The sequence below is a fragment of the Salinibacillus xinjiangensis genome (assembly GCF_009649735.1).
GTDB classification, from domain to species: Bacteria; Bacillota; Bacilli; order Bacillales; family Alkalibacillaceae; genus Salinibacillus; species Salinibacillus xinjiangensis.
The window spans coordinates 178,905-202,085 of record NZ_WJNH01000009.1; the positions used below are offsets into that span (position 1 = coordinate 178,905).

27 protein-coding genes and 1 tRNA gene are annotated in these 23,181 nt (G+C 39.9%); 14 read left to right on the forward strand and 14 right to left on the reverse strand.

Translation table 11 applies throughout. The features are described 5' to 3' along the window. Nucleotides 1–152: 152 nt before the first annotated feature. The 6 genes from xylF (at nt 153) to GH754_RS14480 (ending at nt 7,964) form a co-directional block, all read left to right on the forward strand. Complete coding sequence (gene xylF / locus GH754_RS14455; RefSeq protein WP_153729390.1) at nt 153–1,238, forward strand: D-xylose ABC transporter substrate-binding protein; 1,086 nt, start codon at nt 153–155, stop codon at nt 1,236–1,238. 72 nt (nt 1,239–1,310) lie between these two features. After that, on the forward strand, nt 1,311–2,849 hold the full coding sequence (locus GH754_RS14460; protein WP_153729391.1) for a xylose ABC transporter ATP-binding protein: 1,539 nt from the start codon (nt 1,311–1,313) through the stop codon (nt 2,847–2,849). Continuing rightward, complete coding sequence (locus tag GH754_RS14465; protein ID WP_153729392.1) at nt 2,827–4,002, forward strand: sugar ABC transporter permease; 1,176 nt, start codon at nt 2,827–2,829, stop codon at nt 4,000–4,002. Before GH754_RS14460 ends, GH754_RS14465 begins: the two co-directional genes overlap by 23 nt. 38 nt (nt 4,003–4,040) lie before the next feature. Next, the gene (xylA, locus tag GH754_RS14470) at nt 4,041–5,363 is read left to right on the forward strand and encodes a xylose isomerase (protein ID WP_153729393.1); all 1,323 of its coding nucleotides are present in this window, start codon (nt 4,041–4,043) and stop codon (nt 5,361–5,363) included. A 102-nt stretch (nt 5,364–5,465) separates the two neighbouring features. After that, complete coding sequence (gene xylB / locus GH754_RS14475) at nt 5,466–6,965, forward strand: xylulokinase (protein WP_153729394.1); 1,500 nt, start codon at nt 5,466–5,468, stop codon at nt 6,963–6,965. 21 nt (nt 6,966–6,986) lie between these two features. Further along, nucleotides 6,987–7,964 carry a Gfo/Idh/MocA family protein gene (locus GH754_RS14480; RefSeq protein WP_153729395.1) on the forward strand — a complete coding sequence of 326 codons (978 nt, stop codon included), beginning with the start codon at nt 6,987–6,989 and terminating at the stop codon, nt 7,962–7,964. A gap of 60 nt (nt 7,965–8,024) precedes the next feature. On the opposite strand, the gene GH754_RS14485 is transcribed toward GH754_RS14480, so the two are convergent. After that, nucleotides 8,025–9,008: a cation diffusion facilitator family transporter gene (locus GH754_RS14485; protein ID WP_153729396.1), complete on the reverse strand. Its 984-nt coding sequence runs from the start codon at nt 9,006–9,008 to the stop codon at nt 8,025–8,027. A gap of 145 nt (nt 9,009–9,153) precedes the next feature. On the opposite strand from GH754_RS14485, the gene GH754_RS14490 reads away from it, so the two are divergent. Then, nucleotides 9,154–9,342 carry a hypothetical protein gene (locus tag GH754_RS14490; RefSeq protein WP_153729397.1) on the forward strand — a complete coding sequence of 63 codons (189 nt, stop codon included), beginning with the start codon at nt 9,154–9,156 and terminating at the stop codon, nt 9,340–9,342. A gap of 50 nt (nt 9,343–9,392) precedes the next feature. Here the strand turns inward: GH754_RS14490 and GH754_RS14495 are convergent, their stop codons facing one another. The 8 genes from GH754_RS14495 to GH754_RS14530 all read right to left on the reverse strand — a co-directional run bounded on the left by GH754_RS14495 (nt 9,393) and on the right by GH754_RS14530 (nt 14,952). Then, nucleotides 9,393–9,557 carry a hypothetical protein gene (locus tag GH754_RS14495; protein ID WP_153729398.1) on the reverse strand — a complete coding sequence of 55 codons (165 nt, stop codon included), beginning with the start codon at nt 9,555–9,557 and terminating at the stop codon, nt 9,393–9,395. Between the two features lie 81 nt (nt 9,558–9,638). Then, nucleotides 9,639–10,409: an ABC transporter permease gene (locus GH754_RS14500; protein WP_153729399.1), complete on the reverse strand. Its 771-nt coding sequence runs from the start codon at nt 10,407–10,409 to the stop codon at nt 9,639–9,641. Beyond that, on the reverse strand, nt 10,409–11,317 hold the full coding sequence (locus tag GH754_RS14505) for an ABC transporter ATP-binding protein (RefSeq protein ID WP_153729400.1): 909 nt from the start codon (nt 11,315–11,317) through the stop codon (nt 10,409–10,411). Before GH754_RS14505 ends, GH754_RS14500 begins: the two co-directional genes overlap by 1 nt. Before the next feature lies 1 nt (nt 11,318). Beyond that, nucleotides 11,319–11,513, reverse strand: coding sequence for a PLD nuclease N-terminal domain-containing protein (locus GH754_RS14510; protein WP_153729401.1), 195 nt, complete (start codon nt 11,511–11,513; stop codon nt 11,319–11,321). A gap of 102 nt (nt 11,514–11,615) precedes the next feature. After that, on the reverse strand, nt 11,616–13,373 hold the full coding sequence (locus GH754_RS14515) for a LysM peptidoglycan-binding domain-containing protein (protein ID WP_194841367.1): 1,758 nt from the start codon (nt 13,371–13,373) through the stop codon (nt 11,616–11,618). 231 nt (nt 13,374–13,604) lie between these two features. Next, nucleotides 13,605–13,677 (reverse strand) — tRNA-Ala (locus GH754_RS14520). Between the two features lie 498 nt (nt 13,678–14,175). After that, the gene (locus GH754_RS14525; protein ID WP_323742037.1) at nt 14,176–14,301 is read right to left on the reverse strand and encodes a YfhE family protein; all 126 of its coding nucleotides are present in this window, start codon (nt 14,299–14,301) and stop codon (nt 14,176–14,178) included. 105 nt (nt 14,302–14,406) lie between these two features. Continuing rightward, nucleotides 14,407–14,952 carry a GNAT family N-acetyltransferase gene (locus tag GH754_RS14530; RefSeq protein ID WP_153729403.1) on the reverse strand — a complete coding sequence of 182 codons (546 nt, stop codon included), beginning with the start codon at nt 14,950–14,952 and terminating at the stop codon, nt 14,407–14,409. Between the two features lie 335 nt (nt 14,953–15,287). Between GH754_RS14530 and recX the strand changes: the two genes are divergently transcribed. Then, complete coding sequence (gene recX, locus GH754_RS14535) at nt 15,288–16,100, forward strand: recombination regulator RecX (protein ID WP_153729404.1); 813 nt, start codon at nt 15,288–15,290, stop codon at nt 16,098–16,100. A 97-nt stretch (nt 16,101–16,197) separates the two neighbouring features. Here recX and GH754_RS19980 read toward each other — a convergent pair whose 3' ends face one another. Beyond that, nucleotides 16,198–16,539, reverse strand: coding sequence for an SDR family oxidoreductase (locus tag GH754_RS19980; RefSeq protein WP_323742038.1), 342 nt, complete (start codon nt 16,537–16,539; stop codon nt 16,198–16,200). 133 nt (nt 16,540–16,672) lie between these two features. After that, nucleotides 16,673–16,765, reverse strand: a complete 93-nt coding sequence (locus GH754_RS19985) for an SDR family NAD(P)-dependent oxidoreductase (protein ID WP_323742039.1) — start codon at nt 16,763–16,765, stop codon at nt 16,673–16,675. 102 nt (nt 16,766–16,867) lie between these two features. Between GH754_RS19985 and GH754_RS14545 the strand changes: the two genes are divergently transcribed. Further along, the gene (locus GH754_RS14545; protein ID WP_153729405.1) at nt 16,868–17,215 is read left to right on the forward strand and encodes a YfhH family protein; all 348 of its coding nucleotides are present in this window, start codon (nt 16,868–16,870) and stop codon (nt 17,213–17,215) included. A 41-nt stretch (nt 17,216–17,256) separates the two neighbouring features. Here the strand turns inward: GH754_RS14545 and GH754_RS14550 are convergent, their stop codons facing one another. Together GH754_RS14550 and GH754_RS14555 are read right to left on the reverse strand one after the other, a co-directional pair. Continuing rightward, on the reverse strand, nt 17,257–17,406 hold the full coding sequence (locus tag GH754_RS14550; RefSeq protein WP_153729406.1) for a YpzG family protein: 150 nt from the start codon (nt 17,404–17,406) through the stop codon (nt 17,257–17,259). 2 nt (nt 17,407–17,408) lie between these two features. Beyond that, a complete protein-coding gene (locus tag GH754_RS14555; RefSeq protein WP_153729407.1) occupies nt 17,409–17,570 on the reverse strand; it encodes a small, acid-soluble spore protein K in 162 nt (53 codons plus the stop codon). Between the two features lie 116 nt (nt 17,571–17,686). Here GH754_RS14555 and GH754_RS14560 point away from each other — a divergent pair, with 116 nt between their 5' ends. Beyond that, nucleotides 17,687–17,950, forward strand: a complete 264-nt coding sequence (locus tag GH754_RS14560) for a YfhJ family protein (protein ID WP_153729408.1) — start codon at nt 17,687–17,689, stop codon at nt 17,948–17,950. Nucleotides 17,951–17,995: 45 nt separating this feature from the next. Here GH754_RS14560 and GH754_RS14565 read toward each other — a convergent pair whose 3' ends face one another. Further along, complete coding sequence (locus tag GH754_RS14565) at nt 17,996–18,979, reverse strand: metal-dependent hydrolase (RefSeq protein WP_153729409.1); 984 nt, start codon at nt 18,977–18,979, stop codon at nt 17,996–17,998. A 128-nt stretch (nt 18,980–19,107) separates the two neighbouring features. Between GH754_RS14565 and mutY the strand changes: the two genes are divergently transcribed. The 4 genes from mutY to GH754_RS14585 all read left to right on the forward strand — a co-directional run bounded on the left by mutY (nt 19,108) and on the right by GH754_RS14585 (nt 23,140). Continuing rightward, on the forward strand, nt 19,108–20,181 hold the full coding sequence (gene mutY / locus GH754_RS14570; RefSeq protein WP_153729410.1) for an A/G-specific adenine glycosylase: 1,074 nt from the start codon (nt 19,108–19,110) through the stop codon (nt 20,179–20,181). A gap of 173 nt (nt 20,182–20,354) precedes the next feature. Then, complete coding sequence (locus GH754_RS14575) at nt 20,355–20,531, forward strand: gamma-type small acid-soluble spore protein (RefSeq protein WP_153729411.1); 177 nt, start codon at nt 20,355–20,357, stop codon at nt 20,529–20,531. Between the two features lie 210 nt (nt 20,532–20,741). Further along, on the forward strand, nt 20,742–21,272 hold the full coding sequence (ntdP, locus tag GH754_RS14580; RefSeq protein WP_153729412.1) for a nucleoside tri-diphosphate phosphatase: 531 nt from the start codon (nt 20,742–20,744) through the stop codon (nt 21,270–21,272). 101 nt (nt 21,273–21,373) lie between these two features. Next, nucleotides 21,374–23,140, forward strand: a complete 1,767-nt coding sequence (locus GH754_RS14585) for an ABC transporter ATP-binding protein (RefSeq protein WP_153729413.1) — start codon at nt 21,374–21,376, stop codon at nt 23,138–23,140. Nucleotides 23,141–23,181: the final 41 nt, after the last annotated feature.

Here is a 23,181-nt window from a genome sequence, read left to right on the forward strand (position 1 = left end):
TATAGCAAAAATAAGTTTATCTGAGTTGAAACAGTCGTAATTCCTATTATTAATCTATCACAAAAACTTTGTTTATGTAATAGACAAACTAAGTTTTTATTGCTATAATTCCTTTTGAAAGCACTTACAAAACATATTGAGGGGGAGAAAAAATGAAACGTTTGTTAACTCTAGTGTTTGTATTATTGATAGCGTTTGCATTAGTCGCTTGTGGGCAAGATGCTGCTAACAATAACTCTAGTGAAGAAGGTAATAACGAGGGTGGGGAAAGCGATGATAAACTTACTATCGGTCTTTCTGTGTCCGACTTACAGCTAGAAAGATGGCAGCATGATCGTGATATTTTCACAGAAAAAGCAGAAGAACTTGGCGCTGAAGTATTAGTACAATCAGCAAATGGTGACAGTGCAAAACAATTGTCTCAAATTGAAAACATGCTGTCCCAAGGAATTGACGCACTGGCTATTATTGCGGTGAACTCTGATGCTCTATCATCTGTAGTAGATAAAGCTCAAGAACAAGGAATTCCAGTTTTAGCTTATGACCGTCTAATTAACAACACAACAATTGATGCTTACGTTTCTTTTGATAACGTACGTGTTGGGGAAATGCAAGCCGAGTACCTAACAGAGCAGGTTCCATCTGGTAAGTACTTCTTAATGGGTGGGGATCCTAAGGATAATAACGCTCATATGTTTAGAGAAGGTCAAATGAATGTTCTTCAACCATTGATTGACAGCGGAGACATTGAAGTTGTTGGTGACCAGTGGGCTGATGGTTGGCAAGCATCCGAAGCGCTTAATATTATGGAAAATGCTTTAACAGCTAATGACAATGATATCGATGTAGTAGTAGCAACAAACGATAGTACTGCTGGTGGTGCGATTCAGGCACTTGATGCACAAGGGTTGGCAGGTGAGGTTGAAATTTCTGGCCAAGATGCTGACTTAGCTGGAGTACAACGAATTGTAGAAGGTACACAATCAATGACAGTATATAAGCCTATTAAAAGTATCGCTACAAAATCAGCTGAAGTAGCAGTACAACTTGCAAAAGGTGAAGAAGTAGAAGCGGATGGCTCAGTTGACAACGGTTCTATGGAAGTTCCTTTTATTAAGCTTGATCCTATTATGGTTAATAAGGATAATGTTGTGGATACTGTAGTTGCAGATGGTTTCCACTCCTTTGATGACGTTTATGAAAACGTTCCAGAAGAAGAGCGTCCTGAACGTCCTTAATAATAAAAATGAAAGGGGATTCATTTCCCCTTTCCATATCCTACAAGATGTTTAGTTTAAGGGGGGTAAAAAATGGGAGATTATGCTCTTCAGATGAAAGGAATCACGAAGGAGTTTCCAGGGGTTCGTGCCTTAGATAACGTGACATTCTCTGTGCACAAAGGTGAAATTCATGCGTTGTGCGGAGAAAATGGTGCCGGAAAGTCAACTTTGATGAAGGTTTTAAGTGGGGTTCATCCCTATGGTTCCTATACTGGGGATATTTACGTTGATGGTAAAAAAGTAGAATTTCGTACAATTAAAGAGTCTCAAAAAGTTGGAATATCGATTATATACCAGGAACTTGCACTGATAGAAGAAATGTCAGTGGCCGAAAACTTATTTTTAAGTCATGACTTAATGAAACGAAAAGTAATAGATTACAATCAGCTTTATGCTGAATCAAAAAAGTGGTTGAACTATATTGGGTTGGATATTGACCCAAGAACTAAAGTTGGAAAACTATCTGTTGGAAAACAACAGTTAATTGAGATAGCAAAATCGTTAACCAAGAAAACGGATATTTTGATTTTAGATGAGCCCACAGCAGCCCTTACAGAATCTGATGTGGAAGTGCTCATGGATATTTTAAAAGATTTAAAATCTAAAGGAGTTACTTGTATCTATATTTCTCATAAACTTGGTGAGGTTATGGAGTTAGCTGATCACGTTACGGTGTTACGAGATGGTCAAACCATTAGTACGGACCCAATTGGAGAGCTCTCTGAGGAAAAAATTGTGACCAAAATGGTTGGTCGTGAGCTGACCGAGCTTTTCCCATATGAGCCTCGTCAAATAGGCGATAATATTTTGGAAGTGAAAAACTATTCGGTAATAGACTCTCAAACTGGAAAGAAAGTCATTGATAATGCAGCATTTAACCTCAGAAAAGGTGAAATTCTAGGTATCTCAGGATTAATGGGGGCCGGAAGAACGGAGCTATTTACAAGTATCTTTGGCGGCTACGAGGGTAAGAAGGAAGGAACAGTGTTACTAGAAGGAAAAGAATTAAAAGTAAAAAAACCGAGTGATGCAATTAATGCAGGAATAGCGTATGTTTCGGAGGATAGAAAACGTTTCGGTTTAGTGTTGGGCATGGATATTAAGCAAAATACAACCATGGCCGCCTTAAACAAAGTGATGAAATTTAAGTTGATTGATCACAACTTAGAGTTACAAAAATCAGAAGAAATCACGAAAAAAATGAAACTGAAAGCACCAAATTTAGAAACAGCAGTTAGACAGTTAAGTGGGGGTAACCAGCAAAAGGTTGTCTTAAGCAAATGGATTTTAAACAATCCTAAAGTGTTAATTCTGGATGAACCAACACGTGGTATTGATGTCGGAGCCAAATATGAGATATATAAAATCATTAATGAATTAGCTGAAGAGGGAGTAGGAATTGTAATAATCTCCTCTGAACTTCCTGAAGTACTTGGGATGTCGGACCGTGTAGTGGTCATGTCTGAAGGTACTGTAGCAGGACAGTTTGATCGAAAAAAGGCTACGCAAGAAAAGATTATGGCGCTTGCAACAGGAGGGAAAAAAGATGCAAAGTCAACAGTCCACTAGTTTAAATGAAAATGTGCAGGAAAAAAAGCTTAGTTTTAAGTTTGATATGCAGGCATATACACTAGCCATTGCGCTTGTGTTAATTGCTATTATCTTTAGTATTTTTACAGACGGTGAATTCCTATCATCTCGAAACCTTTCAAACTTATTCAACCAAATGTCTGTTATTGCGGTATTGGCTATTGGAATGACATTAATCATTGTTGCAGGCCATATTGATTTATCCGTAGGTTCTTTAGTTGGGTTAACAGGAGGTATTGCAGCCATTTTACAGGTCTGGTATGGATGGGACACTTTATCAGTATTCCTTGTCACCATAATTGTTGGTGCCCTACTTGGTTTGTGGCAGGGTTGGTGGGTAGCTTACCGTGGCGTTCCTGCCTTTATTGTAACACTTGGCGGAATGTTAATTTTCCGCGGTATCTTAGTCGGAATTAGCCAAGGTCAAACAGTTGCACCTCTAGAGGGTGGATTTAAACAGTTAGGAAACAGCTATCTACCATATTCAATTGGTTACATTCTGGCGATAATAGGGATCGTTTTATTGATTTTCTTCACAATTAAGAACCGCTCAAAACGAGCAAATCTCGGTTTAGCCTTAACACCAGGATTTATTGATTACGGAAAAATAGCAGTGTACTCCATCTTTACAATGGGAATTGTGTACATGCTAAACCGTTACCTTGGAATTCCAACTCCAATGCTAATCGTTGTTGGACTAGCTGCTTTATTTATCTTTATTTCCTCAAAAACAGCCTTTGGGCGTTCAGTCTATGCGATTGGTGGTAATGAAGAGGCTGCAGCACTCTCTGGTATCAATATTAAGCGTAACGTGCTATGGGTATTTATCTTGATGGGTGCCTTAGCAGCAGTAGCTAGTTTAATCTTAACCAGCCGTTTAAATGCGGCAACAGTTGGTGCTGGTGAAATGTATGAGCTTGATGCTATTGCTGCCTGTGTTATCGGTGGTACAAGTCTTATGGGTGGTAAAGGTAAAATTGTTGGTGCTCTTATTGGTGCCCTCATTATGGCAAGTATCGATAACGGCATGAGCATGATGAACATTGAGACATTCTGGCAATTTATTGTTAAAGGTTTAATTTTAATTTTAGCTGTATGGCTAGACATCTCTAGTAAAAAGCGTGCAGCATAAACACTTGATAAACACAACAATCTAGGAGGAAATAAACTATGGCATACTTTGAAAATATTAAACCAGTAAAATTTGAAGGCGCAAACTCTAGTAATCCATTTTCATTTAAATTCTATAATCCAGAAGAAAAAGTCGGAAACAAAACAATGGAAGAACATCTTCGTTTCGCAGTTTCTTACTGGCATACATTTACATTTGATGGTTCAGATCCATTTGGTTCAGGCAACATGAAACGTCCATGGGATTACCTAAAAGGAATGGATTTAGCAAAGGCGCGTGTGGAAGCAGCATTTGAATTCTTCGAAAAAATGAATGTTCCATACTTCTGTTTCCATGATATTGACATTGCTCCAGAGGGTGATAACTTAAAGGGAACCCTAGAAAACTTAGATACAGTTGTAGACATGATTGAAGAATATATGAAAACTAGTAAGACTAAGTTACTTTGGAACACAGCGAACATGTTCACACATCCTCGATTCGTACACGGAGCAGCAACGTCAAATAATGCGGATGTGTACGCTCATGCTGCGGCGAAAGTGAAGAAGGGCTTAGAAATTGGTAAGCGCCTTGGTGGAGAGAATTATGTATTCTGGGGTGGTCGTGAAGGGTATGAAACCCTACTAAATACTGACATGAAGTTAGAGCTTGATAACCTAGGTCGTTTCTTCCATATGGCTGTGGACTATGCGAAAGAAATTGGCTTTGATGCACAATTCTTAATTGAACCAAAGCCTCAAGAGCCTACGAAGCACCAATATGATTTTGATGTGGCAACAGGTCTAAGCTTCTTACAAAAATATGATTTACAAGATCACTTTAAATTTAACATTGAAGCTAACCATGCTACACTAGCAGGTCATACGTTTGAGCATGAGCTAAGAACAGCTCGAATTAATGGTATGTTAGGTTCTGTGGATGCAAACCAAGGAGACACTTTACTTGGTTGGGATACAGATGAATTCCCAACAGACCTATATTCAACAACACTAGCTATGTATGAAATCTTGAAGAATGATGGATTAGGTCGAGGAGGATTAAACTTTGACGCAAAAGTGAGAAGAGGCTCCTTTGAGGCAGATGATCTTTTCCATGCACACATTGCAGGAATGGATAGCTTTGCTGTAGGACTACGTGTTGCTCATCGTTTAATTGAGGACAAAGTGTTAGATAATTTTGTAGCTGATCGTTATGCAAGCTTTTCAGAGGGAATTGGCAAGGATATTGTTGAAGGAAAAGCTGACTTCCACTCACTTGAAAAATATGCGCTTGAATTAGGCGATATCCAACACAAGTCTGGTCGACAAGAGTTCTTAAAGGCAACCATTAATCAACATTTATTACAAGAGTTTGCAAAATAATCATCGAGTGAATGACTATGCTTGAGGCTAAGGGAGACCTGCCCTTGCATAGTCATATCCATTTTAAGACTAAATAAATTCCACATAAAGGATGGTTCTAGCATGAAATATGTAATCGGTGTTGACTTAGGAACAAGTGCAGTAAAAGTTATACTTATGAATCAACAGGGTGAAGTCTGCAAAGAAATATCAAAGTCTTACCCACTGATTCAAGAAAAATCAGGGTACAGTGAACAAGATCCTGAACATTGGGTAGAAAAAACCACAGAAGCACTAGCGGAGCTCGTCCAAAACTTCGATGGTGATGTCAAACAAATTGAGGGAATCAGCTATTCAGGACAGATGCACGGACTAGTTTTACTAGATAAAGAAAACGAAGTCCTTCGTCAGGCCATTCTGTGGAATGATACTCGTACCACAAGACAATGTGAAGAAATTTACGAAAGAGTAGGCAGTGAAAGACTTCTGGAGATTACCAAAAACCCCGCGCTTGAAGGATTTACTTTACCAAAGATATTATGGGTTAAAGAGAATGAACCAGATCTGTTTGAAAAGGCAAGTGTGTTTGTTTTGCCTAAGGATTATTTGCGTTATTGTATGACGAATCAAATTCATATGGATTATTCGGATGCGGCTGGAACTCTTCTCTTAAATGTTGGTGAAAAGGCTTGGAGCTCGGAAATGTGCGAGTTGACTGGTGTTTCTGAGGATATTTGTCCACCTTTAGTAGCTTCTCATGAATGTGTGGGAACCATTACTGAGTCGTTTGCGGAAAAAACAGGTTTGTCTAAGGCTACGAAAGTATTTGCTGGTGGAGCTGATAATGCTTGTGGAGCGATTGGTTCCGGTATTACTTCAAATGGAAAAACGATGTGTAGCATTGGGACTTCAGGTGTTGTTCTTTCCTATGAAGAAAAGAACAATCTTGACTTTGGTGGTAAGGTGCATTATTTTAACCACGGAAAAGCAGATGCCTTTTATACCATGGGGGTTACATTAGCAGCAGGCTATAGCTTAACCTGGTTTAAGGACACCTTTGCTCCAAATGAAGATTTCGAAACGTTATTAGAGGATGTAAAGCATGTTCCAATTGGTGCAAATGGGTTGTTGTTTACACCTTACCTTGTAGGGGAAAGGACCCCGCACGCTGATGCGAATATTCGTGGAAGCTTTGTCGGTGTGTCAAGTAACCATGAACGTAAGGATTTTACCCGTTCTGTGTTAGAAGGCATTACCTTCTCACTTGCTGAGTCCATTGAAATCTTCCGTAACAATGGAAAAACTATAGATACCATAGTTTCTATTGGTGGCGGAGCAAAAAATGAAACATGGCTGCAAATGCAGGCTGATATTTTTGATGCTAAAATTGTAAAGCTATCCAGTGAACAAGGACCAGGCATGGGCGCAGCGATGCTTGCGGCATATGGTGCCGGTTGGTTTAACTCCTTAGAAGAATGTGCAGATGTATTTCTTGATTCGGTGAATACCTATGAGCCAATTCGAGAAAATGTAGAAAAATACAAGTATCTATTCAAAATATATAAACAGGTTTATTCTCAAACAAAGGAGCTAAACGAAGGGCTAAAAGCCTTTCGTGTGTAATAAATTAAGGAGGAACTCAAGATGCCAAAAATTCGCTTTGGAATACTAAGTACAGCAGGAATCGCCCAAAGTGCTTTAATACCCGCCACTGAGCGCGCGGAAAATGCTGAAACGGTTGCGATTGCAAGCAGTAGTGGTAGAGCGGGGGAGGTTGCTGCCAAGTTTGATATTCCTAAGGTGTATGAAAGCTACGAAGCATTATTAGATGACCCTGAGATTGATGCTGTATATATTCCGTTACCTAACCATCTACATATGGAATGGGTGAAAAAAGCAGCTGAGAAAGGGAAGCATGTCCTATCTGAAAAACCGGCTGCATTAAATGTAGCGGAAACGAAGGAATTGGTAAATGCTTGTAAGACCAATAAGGTTAAATATATGGAAGCTTTTATGTATCAGTTTCACTCTCAGCACGACCGTGTTAAAGAAATTATTGCATCAGGTGAAATCGGTGAGGTTCAGCTAATGCGCGCAAGCTTCTCCTTTTATATGGATTACCCAGAGGAAAACATTCGAATGAATCCACTAATGGGGGGCGGCTGTCTTTATGATATTGGCAGCTATTGCATTCACTCTATTCGCAACATTCTTGAAGATGAACCAGAAAATATATTTGTCAAATCAGAAATTGATCCTAATTTTGGTGTAGATACGACTACACTTGGTATGTTGGAAATGAAAAAGGGCGTCAAAGCTATGTTTGACTGTAGCTTTAACATGCCATTTCGTCCTCAGTATGAGGTGGTAGGAACGAAGGGCGTTATATCTGTGCCACGCGCTTATCGACCTGATAAGCATGACCATGAAGGTTTGGTTATCGTGGACAAAGAGGGGGACGTTCGCGAAGAAAGAATCGTAAAGGATCAGTATAAGGAAGAGGTTGAACATTTCGCATACGCTATATTAAATGACACCGAGCCTAGATATACAGGAGAAGATACCATTAAGAATATGCAGGTGATTGATTGGTGCTACGATTTAATTAAAATGAATGCTTAGCCATTTTAAGATGACTGTCAACAGTTGGGTGGTTGACAGTCATCTGCTAATTTTCTCACCTTACTCAGACCCATCATCTCCCTTGTTCTTATCAGTTTGCCACGTTTGTTTATCATCTGATTCAATTATGCCTAACACAACATCATCAATATCAGGCAGCCCTAATACTTTATCACGAACACGGAATTTAATATCATCAGCCTCAGCTAGGGAGAGCCCCTTTTTTAGTTCAATATATGCCTCCACATGGTATTGGCGTCCTTCCTGAACAACTCTCATTTTGCTAATATCTACAACTGCCTTGTCGTTGAAAATGGTTTCGACTACCTTTTCTTCTACCCTTGCTGGCGCTGCAACACCAATGAGTCCAATGGTGTTGTCGTAACCAATTTTTAATGCAATGCCAATCAGTAGGACTCCGATTAACATTGTACCGATTCCGTCCCAAAAATATTGTCCTGTTACGTGTGATACCAACACAAATATGAGAGCTATTAAAGAGCCGAATGTAGCTACAAGATCCTCATAAAATACAAGTCGTGTAGGTGGGGCGGCGTAGCCAATATTTTTAAATGATTCAGGGATAATTTGCATACCTGTAGCAGAGGAGCGGGACTCATGGGCAATTTCTTTCATCGTTTTGATGAGTATATAACCATCAACGATAATGGATACGATTAATACACCTACGTTTAACCACAGGTTTGTGGATGCTTCAGGATGTTGAATGACTTCCCATCCTTTATGAATCGTTTCATAAGCCATGATAGATATTACAATTACGGCAACTAAAACGAAAAGGTTCACAACACGCCCGAACCCAGTTGGAAAACGTTTGGTAGGTTCTTTCTCGGCCAGTGCACTCCCGAAATAAACGAATCCTTGGTTTACCGCATCAGCAATGGAATGTATGGTGGTAGCAAACATGGCACCACTTCCACTGATGGCTGCAGCTATCCCTTTGATTATAGCTAACAATGTATTTCCTAAGGCAGCGATACCAGATGATTTATTACCCTTTTTTAAAAGTTGAATAAAGCCCATTGAACTGCCACCTTTCCAGTTTGATATCTCTACGTATTATGGACTAAAATCGCTTAAAAAATGTAAGGTAGTCTTAAGGGTTTAAAATCTGAAAATTAGAATAAGTATAGAAGATATGTTAAAATATACCTAAAGGGGTGATGAGGTGCTCTGGTTATACATTCTAATTCCGCTTACTGTTGTATTTGTTGTAGCGATGATTTTTGATCGTAAGCATAAGGTGAAAGATCCTGGGAAATTAAAGAAGCAAAATAATCATAGTCGTAATCGTGCTATAAGTGATACAGAATCGTACATTCGAAGTAACCATTTCGGCGGTGGTGGCAATCAATAAAAAGTGGCATGCGTTTTTACTTTCAGAAAACAAATGCCTCTCTTTTGTTTTTAGGTCCTTTTTTTATTAGAAAGATAAGCTAATAAAGTATGTAAAACAAATCCAACTCCTAAACCAATAAAAAGGCCTGCAGCCGTATTGCCAAATGCAAAACCTACCCCTATTCCAAGAAACATACATCCTGGAATGACCATGTTGTTCTTCATGTCCACCAATTTCATTCCCCCTTGAGTGATCTATTTAATTATATTCAAAAAAACAAGTCCAGATACACAAAAGGCGCACGATGCGCCTTTTTACATTTCCTTATTCTTTAAAACGGTAACAGCTGAAAACAGAAGAATGACGATTAAAAACAACGTTGTCGCAAGCGTTCCCCATAAATCTCCTGTGACATTTCCAGTATGGATATACCCATTCAAATAAGAGGATAAATGCCCTGGGCTCCAAGTTAGGTAGTGGCCAAATATACTGGTGATGATGTTTACTAAAATAATGAATAAAAGGGAGACAAACAGTACCATTCCTGGTCGTTTAAACCATGTATTTACAAAAACACTGATAGTGATAAAGAACAATATATAAATGCTATAGATAAGAAAGGTTCCTATGAATGTGCCGAATGAAACGTCTCCATAAAGAATATTGGCATAATACCAGCCTGCTAATAATCCGATAAATAAAGAGGTTAGGATTAATGTGGATAATGCTGCCCACTTTGCAGTGACATAATTTGAGTATTTCACTGGCTTAGATAGAACGAGTTCGTATACGCCACTTTTTAGTTCGCCAGCTATTAACCCCATAGACACAAGGGCGATGATGAGAATTCCCATGGTTCCATATTCACCTATACTCATAAAAAAGGCTTGTTCAGGTGCAGGAGTAGGGATGTTGACCTGGGCTCCTTCTGGCATTCCTCCGACTGATTCAATGATTTTGGGTAAATAATAGGTAGTAATTAAATCCATAATTCCAAAGATGAGGAAGACAATCGGTACCCAAATCCATTTGACATTACGGACGTATTCCACCATCTCTTTTTTGAAAATCACACTCCACTGCATTATTTACTCACCACCTTCATAAATAAATCCTCTAATGTCGTTTTGGCTACCTCGTATTTAGTCAGTGGTAAATCTTTGGCTGTGACATATTGTAAAAGTTCTTTTCTGGTAGCATCTTCATCTGACGTGATAATATTGACTGAACGGTTGTGGACGTCCACATGTTCAACTGTTGAAAGCTTTTCTAAATCTTCCTTAAGAGAATCAGGATTATCGGAAAAGGTTAGCTCAATTTTACCTGTTTGGTGGAGGTTGTTCAGTTGATCTAATGAACCTTGTTCTACTAGTTCCCCACGGTGAAGTAACAAAAGCTCATCACTAACTTCTTCAGCATCATTTAGGATATGGGTAGAAAACAGGATTGTCGCGTCCTTCTTGAGTTCGTTCATTAGGTTTAAAACCTCACGACGACCAATCGGGTCAAGCGCTGACACTGGTTCATCAAGCATGATAAGCTTGGGCTTATTCATCAAAGCTTGGGCGATTCCTAATCGTTGCCGCATTCCTCCTGAGTATTTTCCAATTCGTTGTTTCTTGGCATCCCCAATGCCAACGCGGTCCATGAGCTGGGAGGCTCGTTCAGTCGCTTCTGACTTCGATAAATACGATAATTGCCCAACATAAATTAAAAATTCCATGCCAGTCATCCAATTATGGAATACGGGAAACTGAGGTAAATACCCAACATAATTTCGTATATCTGTGGAGAGGGATTGTTCATCAAACGTAATATTACCTTCCGTTGGCCGAGTAAAACCAGCAAGGAGACGAAGGGTAGTTGTTTTTCCTGCTCCATTGGGGCCGAGTAGGGCCACACATTTACCAGGCTCTAATTGAAACGTTAAATCCTTCACGACTTGTTTTCCATCAAAGGCTTTGGAAAGTCCGTTAACTGCGATTAAGGACATTTTACTGCCTCCTTCCAAAAATAAAATAGAGTACAGGGCCAATTAAGCTAATAAAAATACAAATCACAGCCCAAACCCATTTGGGGCCATTGGTTTCTTCTATACGAATTAAATCTATAAGTGCAACGGCTAATAGGATCATTTCCACAATGATAAGCGGGGCAATAAGCGCCCAATTAATATCTTCAAGTCCCATGTCTTCATCTCCTTTCTAAAGGTTATACGAGTCAATTCACCTATAGGTTTCATTTTCAAAAACGGAAATACGACTCCATGTTATATGAAGTCGTATCCACTTTTATGGCTGAGTAATACCAGCTGCAATTTGGACTTGTTGTTGGTGTCGAGCATTGATTTGTCCATCCTTATGTCGAGTGCTATTTTTAAAATGAATGTCTGTGTGACCGTTAAAGTTGTTGTCCTTAATATACTGAACATCATGAGGCATAGAGGTCATGGAGCCGGCAATTTTTCTTCCGTCTACTTCAACAATAACAGCTCGTTCTACCCAACTAAAGCTGCCACCCCAAACCTCCTTCATGATAGAGGTATCTTTTGCTGAGACTGGCTCAACATCCGCGTGATTGGCTCCAATCGTCCTTTTGACATAAAAGGACTTTCCGGTCTGAAAATCAGTCACTTTAGCTGTCGAATTTATCGGGAAAACGTATTGGGCCTCTGTCCACCAGTCTAGAAATTCCCCATGTTTTTCACTAACAGTAGGTTGAACAGCAATTTCGTGAACAGGAACCTGCAGCTTTTGTCCGATTGATAAAGGAGAGCTTGTCGTTAAATGATTTGCCTTTAACAGCTCTGCCTGTGGAATGCCATATTTCACACTGAGTGCCCATATCGTATCACCCGACTCTACAGTATGGGTTTTATAGGAGATTTGGTTCTGTGCCGTTGAGGTTTGGGAGGCTCCGTCCAACCTCAAGCTTTGTCCAACATAAATCGTATCTCCTGATAGTCCATTGATTGCTTTTATATCATCTATTGGCATACTGTATTTATTAGAAATCGATGATAAGGATTCCCCTGTTTGAACAACATGGATGGTTGGCTTTTTCACAGCCTCCTGTGCTGGTGCATCATTTGGAATGGATAAAATTTGACCCACTTGAATTAAATCTGTGCTTAGACTATTGGCTTTTTTTAGTGCATCGACTGATATATTGTGTAGGGTGGCAATACCAATTAAAGTGTCCCCACTCTTAACTGTGTAGGTGTCATCCTCCACTTGCGTAATTTGAGTAGTAGTCTGCTGAACAGGTGCGGGTGCAGTTGTTGTTTCGTTTGCTTTTGGAATGGCTAGTGCTTGCCCGACTTGGATGGTGTTGCCTGTTAGCCCATTAGCGTGCTTTAGCTGATCCACCGACACTCCATACTGATTAGCTATTCCATACAAGGTGTCTCCGGCCTTTACAGTATGAGAGGTCTCCACTAATACGGGCTTGGATGGAGCGGGCATGCTGGCTAATTCATTTGATGGAATGGTAAGTGTTTGTCCTATTTTGATTGTTGTGCTCTCGAGCTTATTAATTTCCATTATTGTATCAACGGAGAGGTTATATTTTGTTGCAATGCTATACAAGGTATCCCCGGCTTTTACAGAATAGCTTGTACTAGGAATGATTAAGCCCTCTCCTACCTTAATGGTGTTACCAGGAAGGTTGTTAAGGGATTTAATAAGATCAATCTTCACATTAAATTTTTGGGCTATGGAATATAACGTATCACCACTGGATACGGTGTAAGTAATCTGGTTATTTTCAACCTGTGTAACTTGACTAGCCTCCACAGGATTTGCAAAAGCGCTTTGAGTAAGAGGAATGGATGCAATCATGATGGAACCCATCACAACTTTTATGGCGTTTATTTTTAAATTAGGGACTCTTTTACGGAGATAATCCATAGCCCCTTTTTGAAGTTCAGTTTCTTTCTCTTCGGTTTGCTTTGTACCTAATTCAGTTGCAAACTCTGACATATTCTGATCTAAATATAAAATGACATTAAAGCCATTTTCTGTTTGTTCTAGTCGATGGGATTGAAACATGATCATTTCCCCTTTATGCTAAGTTTTCACTTGGTTATATTGTTTCCTAGTTTTGTGTTGAGTAAGGGGATAAATTATTGGAAAAAAATTAGTGAAAGTTGGAAAGGGAAATACTTGTGTTGAGACATATGCAGAGCAGGGGAGGTAGTTGTTAATACTTTTCAGAAAAATTTCAAGGAAAATAAAAAGGTCAAAGCTTAATTAGCTTTGACCTAAGCCGAATATTAAGAATGGAGCATAACGGGCTCGAACCGTTGACCTCTTCGCTGCCAGCGAAGCGCTCTCCCAACTGAGCTAATGCCCCGTGTGCTGCATTCATTATTTTATACCTAAAAAGGACTTTTTGTAAAGGAGGAATTTTGGACAAGTTCTTTTGTACTACTATCAGAATTTATAAGTTAAATCGGTAGATAGTATAAGTGCAACTAGGCAATCACCGGCGCCTTACGGCTTGGCGCTAGCCAAGTTTTCTTTACAAAAAAAATGCGGCTGAAAAAACAGCCGCGTATCGAATCAATGATTGTCAATGGGGACTATATGGTTAAAGGGGAGGAATCTTACCGAGAAATTTCGGTAAATTACTAACATTGACAATCACTTATTAACAATGTTGTCCACATTTTTAAAGCTTTATACATTGAGGTAGCAAAGTTTATTCACATAATCCACAAAAATGGACGAACTTATACACAATTACTTGTTCACAAATGAAATGGTTGGTGTATAAGTTTTTAGATAGGTTATACACATTGTGCACAACTTTGTGGATAAAACTTATACACAAAGTCCTAGTTCGAAGGGTTTATCTATTTCTGTTTTGGTTATATGCCTTATCGGCACGCTTAAACTCCTGTTGATACAATACCTGCTGGGTTTTGGATAGGTTAAAGCGTTTTTCATCATGAGATCTTCTTGGTTCCTTGCCCACTTAAAATCACCCTTTTCGACAAAGTTTTCTTCTTTTATTAGTTTAACCACAACTTGGAAAAAGTATGTTTCTAACAGAAAAAGGAAGCGGAATGGAGAGGATACATTACGCTTCCTTTTCTGTCAGTTGGTCTTTTTGATAGGAGTAGAATAGGAATTGATCTTTTTGAATGACGTATAAGTCGTATAAATCTTCAAGTTCATTAAGTTTTGTGTATACATCGGGGTATAATTGATTGGCCTGACTTACATAGCTTAATTTTTGTGCGGCCTTCTTTGAACGGTGGTTGCTTTTCCTAATTTTCATGAATACAGCTTCTATACCATGCTCGAAAAAGATCTCGGTTAAAAATGCTTCCTTGGCTCGATAGTTATAACCCTTGCCAAAAAATGGACGACCTAACCAGGTGGCTAGAAATCCAGTACTGTTCTGAATGTCACAAAGATTAATGGTTCCAATAGGTTGCTGCCATTCATCTAAGATGGTTCGGGTAATAAGGGTACCCTGCTCTTCTAATGCGATGAGCTGCTTGGTAAGAAAGTAGTATTCATCGCTTGTTTCGGCTTTGTGCCTTACATAAGGATATACCTCTGGATGGATAAGCAAGTCAAATAATTGCCCTGCCTCGTGAAGCTCGCGTTTTTTTAGCATAAAAAAAACCCCCTAGCTAGGGTGGTTTGCGTCTATGCTTAGGCCATGGCTTATATGCTCGACCAGAACCACCCTCGAATTTTTATCAATAGCTCACAAAAATTCGGGGTGGGAATCGAACCCACTAGAACCAACGTCGTTGGTGGCGCACCATTTGCCTTCCCATAGAAATACCATTCAATTGGTGATTTAATCATAATCGATTTTCATCCAAAAGGGAATACCCATTTTCAAAAAGGACAAACCCTTTAACACTTTAAAGCAGCGGGGGACAGTCCCCACATTCGCTAAAGGGGTAAAGCGTGTTATAATTTGGGGGAGAGGGGGCAATTTGGTTGGCGAAAATAACGAGGATTACGACACAAAAGAGAAAGAAGAGTCGTTATAATATTTTTATTGAGAAGGGCTCTAAGGATGAGTATGCTTTTAGTGTGGATGAGGATGTGTTAATTAAGCACATGTTAAGAAAGGGCATGGACTTAGATGAGGCCACCATGAGAATGCTTAAGGCCCAGGATGAGGTTCATAAATTTTATGCTATGGCGATTAACCTGCTTAGCTATCGGATTCGCTCAAAAAAGGAAATCACTGATTACTTAAAGAAAAAAGAAGCAGAAATGGAGCAAATTGAACAAGTCCTAACCAAGCTAGAGCAGGAAGGGTATATCAATGACCGGGAATTTGCGAACACGTTTGTCCGTTCGCGTATCAATACTTCCAGTAAAGGACCGATGTTTCTTAAAAAAGAGCTGATGGAAAAGGGCGTGGCCAAATCCATCATAGATGAAGCCGTGCAGGTTTACACTCCAGAAAAGCAAAGGGAAAAGGTACATAAACTGGTAGCGAAAAAACTACAATCCAGCAGTAAAAAATCCTTTCAACAGCAACTACAAGCCATTCAAGGCACTTTAATCCAAAAGGGTTTTTCCGGTGAAGTTATCCAGGAAGTATTGCAGGATGCCAAGGAAGAGTATCAGAATCAGGACGAAGAAAAGGAAGCTGTTGTTCATCAAGGGCTAAAACTTGTAGCTAAATATGAACGGAAGGCAGAAGGGTTTGAACTTAAGCAAAAAGTTAAGGCCGCTCTTTACCGCAAGGGGTTTAGTTTTGACTATATCGAGGCTTTTATTGAGGAACACATGGATTAACTATCCCTTTCGTTTAATCGTGATTTCATTTCGTCCGTCATCCATTCTGTAAATCTGGTCTGCTACCTATTCAGGGTTCATGAGACGAGACGGGTCATCAATGTGAGTGTGTACATCCCAAAATGGGGTCTGCATACCTCCCATATACACCGCGGTAAAGGAAATGTCTTCGTTGGCAAATTCCTTTTGGAAGGCTTTCTGTAAAGCCTCGTTGCGCAAATTTGCAAGCAGAATATAAGGATTCATGAACCTTTCCGCGTAGACCAGCAGTGGAGACGATATTTAATACCCTACCCTTTACTGTCTGGATCATTGGAAGGAGGGCTTGTGTCAACAAAATGGTTCCTTTTATGTTGGTGTTGAGCACGGTATCGATTTGTTTTTCGTCATAGGACTCCACAGCCCCAAAATATCCTACCCCTGCATTATTAATCAACACATCAACTGCTCTAGCTGGCTTACAGCTTCACGAATAGATGCAGGCTCCGTTACATCACAAATGAGCTGAAACGGAAGTCCTGCTAATTCTTCAATTTCTTTTCTCACCATCATCAACTTTTCCTCATGTCGTCCTAAATATAAATCTTATGACCTTCTGCTGCGTATCTTTTGGCCAATGCCTGACCTAAGCCACTTCCTGCTCCTGTAATTACAACGTGTTCCATTGTTTTCCTCCTAACAATCGACAAATACTTACACCTTCTTTCTTTATAATCTCTAATTTGATTGGTAAAATGTAAAGGGATGATGGAAGGGAGATATTAATAATGGAAACAAGATATAGTGATTATACAATAGAGCAGCTGCGAGAAGAGGTTGCAGAGCTTACTGAAAAAGCACGTAAAGCTGAACAGATGGGTATGGTCAATGAGTATGCTGTCTACGAGCGTAAAATTGTGATGGCAAAGGCCTACATGATGGACCCGAAAGACTTTGAACCTAATGAAATATATGAAATTCTTGGTGCGCCGGGATCATATTTTAAAATCGATTACATGAATGGTGTGTTTGCTTGGGGCATACGGTCAAATAAACGAGGAGAAAAGGCTACGGTTGAGGGGGAGCAAGAGGCGCTTCCAATCTCCATGCTAGGGGATTATATTACGGAGGTTTAAACGCCTAAAAAACTGGCACCCACTAGGTGCCAGTAAAAAGCTTAAGCTCTTTTATTCATCTGTACTTCAGTAATAATTTCATTCTGAGTCTGTCTCGTTTCACCATTTACCTGGTTACTAGCATGCTTTGGATTCGCACGTGGTGATTGAAAGGGCGTATTGCGTAAATGTTTAAGCGATTTGTAACCCATGCTTACTCCACCTCATTTTCATTTTGTTGAGATGATTTCGCCATTCTCTCCTGGGGATGGGTATTAATCGTCCCATCTGCCCGTTTTGATGAGAACTTTGCTTTTGCATGCGGTTTTTCTTCGTAACGTTGCTCTGGGAAATCTTTTGCCTTGTTACGAACCATTCGGAATACCCCTTTTCTTTGCATTGCACGTTTGGCACGTGCTTTTATATCTTTTGTAAACAGAGCAATTGTATGTACCTAGAGGTTAAGTAAAATATAGAAAGTGAGGTGTCAGAATGGAAGAGATATTTCAACGCTTATCGAGAGAACTACGAAGCGTCAATGACACGCTAACGGAAGAACAGGCCAGAACATGGGTGGAAATGCTATGGGAGGACTTCGAAACAACCCGAGCAAAAGCAGGACGAAAATATAAAGGGCAGGAAGTAACAGAATCGATTGTGAAAAAGTGGATTCAAAATTATGGACCTAGGTTACATGAGGTGAACCTGGACACAAAAAAATGGCAGGATAAAATGAATCGTGGGCCACTCCATTGAAAAAGAGGCTGTGAATGTCAGGCAGCCTCTTAAATCTTGACAGTGTTATTGGGGGAGCGGATCTAATTTCTTCTGTAATTTATCCTCAGAATAAATCCAACCAGTATAGGAATTTCGTATATGATAGTCTGAATCAAGTTTTACTACTGCTACAAAGGGATAATGCCCTTTAGAACGGTACCGTAAATCAATAAAACGAACCTCGGTATAATTATCTGATTCTTCAATTTCCCAACGGTAAACAGGGGAGAAGAAGATAAAGGCTTGCACATTGTCATCCTGTAATGCTTTGTGCATTGCAGGATGATCTGGTAATTTTTTTCGTTTAAACTGATCCAGGATTTTGATTTTGCCACCTTCAGCGCGAGCAACATAAAAGTTCTCAGTGGTGGTGATGGCAATCCGCCAAACATTATGCTTAATGGTTGGGGACGTTACGATACTTTCAACATCGTCAAAGTGTTGCTCAATTTTTGAAACAATTTCTTTTTTATCGAAATACCGCTTTACATAGTAAAGGGCTATGATGAAGTAGAGCAGCAGAAAGGTTATACCAGGATCAGCCCCGAACAGCAACCAAGCCACTATTCCGACTGCATGTAAGCCAAAGATATAAGGATCGAACGTATTGATGAACCCAAGTGCAATCCAATTACGATTGATGGGACGAGCTGCCTGTGTTCCGTAAGCATTAAATATATCTACGAAGACATGTAAAATAACAGCCAAAAAGGTCCAGAAGTACAAATGGACGAAATTGACTTGAGGAACAAAGGTATGAATAACCGTTGCAATGGTGACTCCCCATACAATCACAGCAGGTATCGAATGAGTAATTCCCCGGTGATTACGAATATAGACGGCATTATTTTTGAGTTTGAGCAAAGTATCAAAGTCAGGTGCATTAGATCCGACAATCGTGCCTACCATGACACATGTGAAAAGAGTAGAATCTTGTTGTACAACTGGGTCGAGGGTTGCGAGACCTCCAAGTGCAACTCCCATGCTTATATGGGTAGCTGTGTCCATAACGTAATGCCTCCTTTTTAGGATGTCACGAGATGAAGTTTTGTTTATACTAAGCAATCGCCAGCGCCTGTCGGCTTGGCATTAGCCAATTTTATTTAATTAAATAGCTACTTTGGAAGGTGAACCATATGTACCAAACATCTATAGATGATTTCCTGGAAATTGAAGAATTTCAGCAGGACTTAATTTCATGGTTTCTGCGTGTACAGCGCGAGCTCCCTTGGCGACAAAATCCCACCCCATATCAAGTGTGGGTTTCGGAAATCATGCTTCAACAAACTAGGGTGGACACAGTAATCCCGTATTATGACCGTTTTATGCAAAAATACCCTAATCCTGAAGCCTTGGCCGCAGCAGAGGAAGAAGACGTGCTGAAAACGTGGGAGGGTCTAGGTTATTATTCCCGAGCACGAAATCTTCAAACAGCCGTTAGAGAAGTTGTTTCAGAATACAATGGAAAAGTACCAGACAACGCGAAAGAACTTGGTCAATTAAAAGGTGTTGGCCCTTATACGAAAGGGGCAATTTTAAGTATCGCTTACCAGCAGCCTGAACCTGCAGTAGATGGAAACGTAATGCGTGTGATCTCTCGTATTCGTAAGGTAGAGGAGGATATCGCTAAGCCGAAAGCGAGAAAAATCATTGAAGGGATTGTATCTGACATGATTTCGGCTGAGGATCCTTCCTCGTTTAATCAAGGGTTAATGGAGTTAGGGGCTCTAATCTGTAAGCCCAAAAATCCACTATGTGATGAATGCCCGGTTCAAGCCCATTGCCGAGCTTATAAGGAAGACTTACAAGAGATGCTTCCTATAAAGAGTCGCAAAAAATCACAACGAACAGAAAAATATGTGGCCCTACTAATTAGGGATGAAAATCATCGGATTCTCGTGCAAAAAAGACCGGAAAAAGGGCTTTTAGCTAACTTATGGCAGTTTCCCATGATTCCAATGGATAAAGCGAATACTACGGATGAATTGGTACAATGGTTTGGTGATCAATATGGTATTACCATTGATGTTCATAAACATTTAACCGATATTAAACATGTCTTTTCCCATATCATATGGAACTTAGACGTATATTCTGCAACCTCGACAGGTGGTTGTTTACAGGAAGGGAAGGGAGAATTCCTCTCTGCCGAAGAACTGCAGCAGTTGCCATTCCCTGTTTCTCATCAAAAAATAGCTCGACTCATATAATTGCAAAAACTCCCTCTTCTTTATCGTAAGGGGGAGTTTTTCATATCTGCAAGTATTTTACTTATTATCCCTTTAAGTAGGGGTTCTATTCAACCGTGGTATAAATTGGTAAATATCGAAAAGGATAATGAAAAAATTAATGGTTACATTAACAAATGCGGAGGTGATATGAGATGGCTAAGAAGAAGACTCAATCTGGCACAAACGTTCAACACGTTAAGCAACAAAACCAACAAGCAGCTCAAGGCCAACAACAAGGCCAAGGACAGTTTGGTGCTGAATTCGCTTCTGAAACAGACGCTCAAGAAGTAAGAAAACAAAATCAAAAATCTCAACAAAACAAAAAGTAAGTAACACCCCCTTAATCAAACATTAAGTATCATAGAAAGGGCACTCCGCATGTTAGGAGTGCCCTTTCTTTAACGCTTTAAAGGATGTGGGGACAGTCCCCACATCCTTTAAAGCGTTAAAGTGTGGTTGTTTACATTTCCATTTATGGTGATAAATCGGTATAATGGATAGAAGAAAAGTTATAGGCGTTAGATAGAAAGGGAGATCTTATGATAATTCCCGAGCCCGGTGAAAAAATAGAAATACAAAGCTATAAGCATAATGGACAACTTCATCGCGTATGGGATAAGACAACTGTCCTCAAAGCAAACCGCAATGTGCTCTTCGGCGGCAACGACAGGGCGTTGGTGACCGAAAGTGATGGCAGGACGTGGATTACCCGTGAACCAGCGATTTGTTACTTTCACGCCAAGTACTGGTTCAATGTAATCGGAATGATTCGTACAGGTGGCGTTTATTATTACTGTAATCTTGGCTCGCCATTTGTGTTTGATCAAGAAGCACTAAAATATATTGATTATGATTTGGATATTAAAGTGTTTCCCGATATGACCTTTACGTTATTAGATGAAGACGAATATGAGCAGCATAAAAAGGAAATGAACTATCCAGCTGTTATTGATTCGATTTTAAAAAATCAGGTGGAAATTTTACAGCGTTGGATTAGACAGCGGAAGGGACCATTTGCGCCCGAATTTATTGATCAATGGTACGAGCGCTACTTAACATATTTAACGTAAGCATTTTAATATATTAGTGATATAGAAGGTGCCTGTTGAATCAACAACAGGCTCTCTGCTTTTTAGCATCCTTATGAGTTACACACCGGGAGTGAAGTGATTTGGGAATCATCAGGCGTTATTTACAATTTGTAAAACCTTATAAATGGAAATTACTTTTAACCATCGGAATTGGGATTATTAAATTCGGTATCCCTCTTTTAATGCCATTAATTATTAAATACGTCATCGACGATATCATTGGAGCCGAGGCACTGACCCAAGGGGAAAAAATGAATCAGTTGCTTATCATTATGGGTATTGCTTTGTTTGTGTTCTTAGTTTTACGTCCACCGATTGAATATTTCAGGCAATATTTAGCCCAGTGGATAGGGAGTAAAATTTTATATGACATTCGTGACCGGCTATTTGATCATATTCAAAAGCTGAGTCTTCGGTTTTACTCACAAACCAAAACAGGTGAAGTTATTTCACGTGTCATTCATGATGTGGAGCAGACGAAACAGTTTGTCATCACCGGATTAATGAACATATGGCTTGATATGCTCACCATCGTCATTGCGGTATCCATAATGCTAACAATGGATGTCTGGCTCACGATTGTGTCCGTGGCACTGTTCCCGATTTTCGGATTTTCGGTTAAATACTTTTACTCAAGACTTAGAAGATTAACCCGTGAAAAATCACAGGCACTTGCCGAGGTGCAGGGGCATCTGCACGAGCGAGTGCAGGGAATGCCAGTTATTCGTAGCTTTGCTTTAGAGGATTATGAGCAAAACCAATTTGATGCCCAAAACCATAAGCATTTGACTAAATCGCTTGAACACACATCTTGGAATGCGAAAGCCTACACGGTGACACATACGATTACCGATTTAGCCCCACTATTTGTGGTCGGCTTAGGTGGTTATTTTGTCATTATGCAAGGCTTATCAATCGGGACAATGGTGGCGTTTGTAGGTTATATGGACCGGGTATACAATCCGCTCCGTCGACTTGTGAACTCTGCTACTGTTCTTACACAAGCACTTGCATCTATGGACCGTGTTTTTGAATTTTTGGATGAAAAATATGATATTCAAGACACCAAAAATGCGAAAAGGTTAGAGAAGGCTGATGGAGATATTCAATTAGACCATATTTCCTTCCGCTATGAAGAAGAAGAGGCGGATGTGTTGAAGGATGTTTCTCTTGATGTGAAGCAAGGAGAAACAATTGCCTTTGTCGGCATGAGTGGGGGAGGAAAATCCACGCTTGTCAGCTTGATTCCTCGCTTCTATGACGTTACGGGGGGCAGAATCCTGCTAGATGGCCATGATATTCGGGATTATGAGGTTCGTTCTGTACGGGATAATATTGGTATGGTGCTTCAGGACAATATATTATTTAGTGATTCGGTAGCAAAAAATATCCGGATGGGAAACCCTGATGCGACCGATGAAGAGGTAGTAGCAGCGGCCAAAGCTGCCAACGCTCATGAATTTATCACAAATTTATCCAATGGCTATGACACACTAGTTGGCGAACGAGGCGTAAAACTATCTGGTGGTCAAAAACAGCGGGTTGCGATTGCCCGAGTCTTTTTAAAGAATCCACCGATTTTAATTTTTGATGAAGCGACGTCCGCCCTAGACTTAGAAAGTGAGCACTTGATTCAAGAAGCATTAGAAAAGTTAGCTCATGACAGAACCACATTCATCGTCGCCCATCGTCTTGCTACCATTACTCATGCTGACCGTATTGTGTTAATTGAGGATGGGGAGATTAAGGAAATGGGTACCCATGATGAATTGATGAGACGACGTGGACATTATTATGATTTGTTCCAGGTGCAGAATTTGGATCAGGAGGAAGCGCACGTGTATTAAAAGGAAGAACCATGTTGCCTATTGATGGGCAGCATGGTTCT